This is a genomic window from Devosia sp., assembly GCF_036406155.1.
Taxonomy (GTDB): domain Bacteria; phylum Pseudomonadota; class Alphaproteobacteria; order Rhizobiales; family Devosiaceae; genus Devosia_A.
This window is the reverse complement of sequence record NZ_DASWVV010000101.1, coordinates 1-3844: the sequence shown is the minus strand read 5'-3', so window position 1 is coordinate 3844 and position 3844 is coordinate 1. Positions and strand designations below refer to the sequence as shown.

Annotated in this window: 5 protein-coding genes; all 5 read left to right on the top strand. The window is 66.5% G+C overall.

All coding sequences use genetic code 11. The features are described 5' to 3' along the window. The coding region (locus tag VGD93_RS06425) for a GNAT family N-acetyltransferase (protein ID WP_395010353.1) at nt 1-259 on the top strand (259 nt) is incomplete at its 5' end. Then, the gene (locus VGD93_RS06420) at nt 256-1533 is read left to right on the top strand and encodes an amylo-alpha-1,6-glucosidase (RefSeq protein ID WP_395010351.1); all 1278 of its coding nucleotides are present in this window, start codon (nt 256-258) and stop codon (nt 1531-1533) included. The genes VGD93_RS06425 and VGD93_RS06420, both read left to right, overlap by 4 nt. Further along, nucleotides 1530-2195, top strand: coding sequence for an SGNH/GDSL hydrolase family protein (locus VGD93_RS06415; RefSeq protein WP_395010349.1), 666 nt, complete (start codon nt 1530-1532; stop codon nt 2193-2195). The genes VGD93_RS06420 and VGD93_RS06415 overlap by 4 nt, the downstream gene beginning before the upstream one ends. A gap of 12 nt (nt 2196-2207) precedes the next feature. Further along, nucleotides 2208-3494 carry an MGH1-like glycoside hydrolase domain-containing protein gene (locus tag VGD93_RS06410; RefSeq protein WP_395010347.1) on the top strand — a complete coding sequence of 429 codons (1287 nt, stop codon included), beginning with the start codon at nt 2208-2210 and terminating at the stop codon, nt 3492-3494. Between the two features lie 4 nt (nt 3495-3498). Continuing rightward, the coding region (locus VGD93_RS06405; protein WP_395010345.1) for an alcohol dehydrogenase catalytic domain-containing protein at nt 3499-3844 on the top strand (346 nt) is incomplete at its 3' end.

Genomic DNA, 3844 nt, shown 5'->3' with positions numbered 1-3844 from the left:
CTCTCGCTTCTGGGGCCGCGGGCTGGCTCGAGAAGGGGCGGCGGCATGGCTCGACTATGCGTGGACCATTGGCCTCAACGAGGTGATCGCAACCACATCGGTGCTGAATCTTCCCAGCCAGCGAGTCATGGAAAAGCTCGGCATGCGACGCGATCCCTCCGACGACTATGAGCGCCCCACCGTTCCGGAAGGCAACCCGCTGCGGCCGCACCTGCTCTATCGCATCGCCAATCCATCTCTCGGCGGACTGCCCCAATGACCACGCCCCAGGGCCCGGACATGCGGGAGGATGCGCTCGGCATTCTCCGCGAGAACGACAGGGGGCACTATACTGTGCCCACCAAGGGCCTCTATCCCTTCCAGTGGAACTGGGATTCGTGCTTCACCGCGCTCGGCCAGTCGCACTACGACCTCGACCGCGCTTGGAGGGAGGTGGAGACGCTCTTCGCCAACCAGTGGGACGACGGCATGGTGCCTCACATGGTGTTCCACGAAGAGGCACCCGGCTACTTCCCCGGCTCCGATGTCTGGGGCACCGGCCGCCCCGTGCCGACCTCCGGCATCACGCAACTGCCCATCGCCGGCTTTGCCGTCCATCAGCTCTGGCTGCGTAGCCGGGGGCAGGTCGAGGCGGACCGGCGCGCCCGGGCGCTCCTCGCCGGGCTTGACCGATGGCACGCATGGTTCCACCGCACCCGCGACCCTGAAGGCACGGGGCACGTCGCAGTCATCCACCCCTGGGAATCGCGCGACAACACCATCGACTGGGACGAAGCCTTCGAGCGTGTCCCTACCGACGGTGTCATGCCCTACCAGCGCAACGATACCAAGCACGCTGATCCGGCAACCCGTCCGACCAAGGCGCAATACGACCGCTACCTATGGCTCGTGCAGCACTTCCGCTCCCTTGGCTGGGATTCCCGGCGCACCCACGACGCCTCCCCGTTTCGGATAGTCGATCCCGGCTTCAACGCGATCCTCATCCGCTCCGCCCTGGAGACGGCGGAACTGGCCGAGGCCCTCGGCGAGGTCGAGGTGGCGAAGCGCAATCGCGCCTGGGCCGAGAGAGGCTTGGCCGCGCTCGATACGCTCTGGGACGAAACGGCGGGCCAGTACCTGCCCTTCGACCGCGTCGCCGGCAAGGCCGTGCAAAGCCCCTCGATCGGCGGTCTCATTCCGGTTTTCGCGCCCATCCCGCCGGGCCGGATCAAGGCCATCGGCGAGACCCTGTCGGGGATTGGCGAGATGGTCCGCTTCCTCGTTCCCAGCCACGACCCGCGCGACCCGCGCTTCGATCTGCGCCGCTACTGGCGCGGACCGGTCTGGCTAGTCTGCAACTATCTGATCGCCGACGGGCTGCGCCGTGCCGGCGAGGCGGACCTTGCCGCGCGCATCCGCCGGGACAGTCTCGCCCTCATCGAAACGGGCGGCTTTTCCGAATATTACGACCCCGCGACCGGGGCTGCACTCGGCGGCGACCGCTTCAGCTGGACGGCCGCCATGGTGCTTGAATTCACGGGTGACCAGCCGTGACGCACTTTGCCGACCATGTGTTGCGGACGGAAAAGCGGTCGATCACCACGTTCGGCGACAGCATCACCGCTGGCGCCTCCGTGCCGGAGGCGACGCGCTGGGCCAACCGGCTGGCCACAAGATTGCACCTCAGCCTCGTCAACAAGGGCATCAGCGGCACGGTGCTGCAGGGGTCGGCGGATGCAACCGGAAAGCCCCGGCAAGACAACGGCTTCCACCGCTTTCGCCGCGACCTGCTGGGAGAGGACCGCAGCGATTGCGTGGCCATTCTCTACGGCACCAACGACGCTCGCCACACCGGGGCACCGTCCACGTTGAACCAAGGGGGCTTCGTCCGCGACTACCGCGCCGTTCTGACCGCACTCATCGAGGCAGGCTTTGCACCGGCGGACATCGTGATCGGCAGCCCCGTCCATCTCTCCGATGCCGGCTTCGCCGTCGGCGATCCGGAATTCATCGGCCAGAGCCGCGACGGCTACGAGGCCTATATTGGCAGCGTGCGCTCGCTCGCGCGCGACTTCGGCACCTTCTATGCCCCCGTCCACGAACGCATGACGGCCGAGGGCGGCGATGCGCTGTTGCTGCCCGACTGCGTCCACCCCAATCCGGAAGGGCACGCGGTGATCGCCAGTGCCTTTGCCGCCGCCACCATTCTCGACTGACTGGAGAAAATCATGAGCCCCGCCCAGCCCTCTTCTCTCTTCGATCACGCTGTCGAGGTGCTCAAGGAAAACGACCGGGGCACCTATACCGTCCCCACCAAGGGCCTCTATCCCTTCCAGTGGAACTGGGATTCGTGCTTCACCGCGCTCGGCCAGGCCTATTTCGACGAGGACCGCGCCTGGACCGAGATGGAGACGCTGTTCGAACATCAATGGCCCGACGGCATGGTGCCGCACATCGTCTTCCACGTGAATGACGATGGCTACTTCCCGGGCCCCGATGTCTGGAATACCGGCCGCCCCACTCCGACCTCCGGCATCACACAGCCGCCGATCGCCGGCTTTGCCCTGCGCAAGCTCTTTGAGCGCAGCACCCATCGCGCCTTGGCCGATCGCCGCGCCCTCGCCCTGCTCCCCAAGATCGACAAATGGTTCGAGTGGTTCTATGCGGCGCGCGATCCGCAGGGCGAGGGCCTTGTTGCCCTCCTCCACCCATGGGAAGCCGGACGCGACAATTCCATCGATTGGGATGAGGCCTTCGAGCGCGTGCCCACCGAAGGGATCGCCCCCTATAGTCGGCGCGACACCCAGCACGCCGATCCTGCCCATCGGCCCACCAAGGCGCAGTACGACCGCTATCTCTGGCTGGTCGAACATTTCCGCAGCCTCGGCTGGGACAATTCGAAGCTCCACGACGCCTCCCCGTTCCAGCTCGTCGACGCGGGATTCAATGCCGTGCTGATCCGTGGTTGCAAGGACCTCGCCGCCGTCGCCGAGGCGCTGGGCGACACCGAAACCGCCGCCCGGAACCGGGCGCGAGCCGCAAAGGGCGCGGCGGCGCTGGAGCGACTGTGGAGTGCCGAGCATGGGCAGTATCTCTGCCTGGACCGCCGAACTGGCCAGTTGGTGGCCAGTGCGTCGATCGGCGGGCTGATCCCCGTCTTTGCGGCCATTCCAGCCGAGCGCGCCGCCGCCATCGCCCGGACGATCATGCGCCAGGCCGAGCGGCTGCGCTATGTGGTGGCCAGCCAAGATCCCGCCGACAGCCGGTTCGATGCCAAGCGCTACTGGCGCGGCCCGGTCTGGCTCGTCTGCAATTACCTGATCGTCGATGGGCTTCTGGCCGCGGGTGAGCGCGAGACTGCCGAGTTGATCATTCGCTCGAGCCTCGAGCTGATCGAGCAGTCGGGCTTTGCCGAATACTACGACCCGGTCACTGGCGAGCCTTGTGGCGGCGGAAGGTTCACCTGGACGGCGGCCATGGTACTGGAATTCCTGGCCATCAAGGCGCGGAACTGACGAAATGGACCGTGCGCTGATCCTGACGGCCATCCGCCAGCTCGAGGTCGAGGAGCTGCCGCACCGCGACATTGCGCCGGAGGAGGTGCGTATCCGCACGCTCTTTTCGGGCATCAGCGCCGGAACCGAGCTCAGCCAGTATCGCGGCACGTCGCCCTATATGAACGGGTTCTGGGACGCCGAGCGGCGGGTGTTCCGGGAGGGCCAGCCGAGCTGGAGCTTCCCGGTGCGCAACCTGGGTTATGAGGAAGTCGGCGAGATCGTCGAGATCGGCGCCGGCGTTTCGCAACTCAAGCCCGGCGACCGCGTATTCGGCACATGGGGTCATCGTACCGGCCATGTGATGAGCG

Coding starts and splice junctions, on each gene's coding strand:
- VGD93_RS06420 (WP_395010351.1), top strand. CDS start 256: ATGACCACGCCCCAGGGCCCGGACATGCGGGAGGATGCGCTCGGCATT.
- VGD93_RS06410 (WP_395010347.1), top strand. CDS start 2,208: ATGAGCCCCGCCCAGCCCTCTTCTCTCTTCGATCACGCTGTCGAGGTG.